This window comes from Streptomyces bohaiensis (assembly GCF_012033785.1).
Taxonomy (GTDB): domain Bacteria; phylum Actinomycetota; class Actinomycetes; order Streptomycetales; family Streptomycetaceae; genus Streptomyces; species Streptomyces bohaiensis.
The window spans coordinates 1-1,457 of record NZ_JAAVJC010000515.1 but is presented as its reverse complement, the minus strand read 5'-3'; the positions used below and the strand labels follow the sequence as shown (position 1 = coordinate 1,457).

The window sequence follows — 1,457 nt, the reverse complement described above, 5'->3', positions numbered from 1 at the left end:
ACCCGGCCCCCGCCCCGGCCGGGCGCCGCTGATCCGCCGGCTCGCCCCGACCGGTCCCCCTCCGCAGCGGGCCGCCGGCCGGCGCCCGGTGGTGGTCCGGCGCGGGTGCACCGCCGGGGGCGGGCTACTGTCGGTGCCATGCGAGACCTTCCCGCCGGTTACAGCCCCGCCGACATCGAGCGCTGGGACCCGGAGCCGGACAAACGGCCCGGGCGCACCGCCTTCCAGCGCGACCGTGCCCGGGTGCTGCACTCCGCGGCGCTGCGGCGGCTGGCGGGCAAGACCCAGGTGGTCACCCCGGACCAGCCGGAGGCGCAGCACGCGTGGGACGCGAGCCCGCGGACCCGGCTCACCCACTCCCTGGAGTGCGCGCAGGTCGGGCGCGAACTGGGGGCCGTCTTCGGCTGCGACCCGGACCTGGTGGAGACCGCCTGCCTCGCCCACGACCTCGGCCACCCGCCCTTCGGTCACAACGGCGAGGGGGCGCTGGCGGAACTCGCCGAGCCCTGCGGCGGGTTCGAGGGCAACGCGCAGTCGCTGCGACTGCTGACCCGGCTGGAGCCCAAGCGGTTCCGCGGCGGGGACGAGAGCGCCCCGGCGGGCCTGAACCTGACCCGGGCGGCGCTGGACGCGGCGACCAAGTACCCCTGGCCGCGCGGCGTGCACCCCGAGGAGCCGGCGGCGCGCAAGTTCGGTGTCTACCCCGACGACCTGCCGGTCTTCCGCTGGCTGCGGGAAGGGGCGCCCTCGGGTGGCAGGACCTTCGAGGCGCAGGTGATGGACTGGGCCGACGACGTCGCGTACTCGGTGCACGATGTCGAGGACGGCCTGCACGCCGGGCACCTCGACCCGAACGTGCTGCTGGCCGAGCCGGAGCGGCAGGGCGTCTTCGCGGTGGCCGCCTCCCGCTACGCGCCCCCCGGCACCGAGCCCGCCGAACTGGCCGCCGCGCTGGACCGGTTGCTGGAGCAGGAGTGGTGGCCGCACGGCTACGACGGGACGGCCCCGGCGCAGGTCCGGCTGAAGAACGCCACGAGCCAGCTGATCGGGCGGTTCTGCCAGGCGGCGGAGGCCGCGACACGTGCCCGGTTCGGCAACGGCTCCCTCACCCGCTACCAGGCGGAGCTGATCGTGCCGCGGGAGACACGGCTGGAATGCGACGTGCTCAAGGCCGTCGCCGACGCGTATGTGATGCAGCGACCCGACCAGGAGCGGATGCGGGGGCGGCAGCGGGAGCTGCTCGCGGAGCTCGGGGAGGCGCTGGTGCGTCGGGCGCCCGACGGCCTGGACCCGCAGTACCGGGCGCTGTACGCGGCGGCCACCGACGACCGGGAGCGGTTGCGGGTGATCGTGGACCAGATGGCGGCGCTCACCGACGCCTCCGCGCGGTCACTGCACGCCCGGCTCACCGCCCGCTGAGCCACCCCGCCGGAGGCCCACCCCGGTGGGCCTCCGGC

Annotated in this window: 1 protein-coding gene; it reads left to right on the top strand. The window is 76.4% G+C overall.

The window, feature by feature from the left end; all coding sequences use genetic code 11:
* The first annotated feature begins 138 nt into the window (after positions 1–138).
* On the top strand, positions 139–1,419 hold the full coding sequence (locus tag HCN52_RS24405; RefSeq protein WP_168090584.1) for a deoxyguanosinetriphosphate triphosphohydrolase: 1,281 nt from the start codon (positions 139–141) through the stop codon (positions 1,417–1,419).
* The last annotated feature ends 38 nt before the right edge of the window (positions 1,420–1,457 follow it).

Excerpts from the sequence above, each read along its gene's own strand:
- HCN52_RS24405 (WP_168090584.1), top strand. The coding sequence starts at position 139 with ATGCGAGACCTTCCCGCCGGTTACAGCCCCGCCGACATCGAGCGCTGG.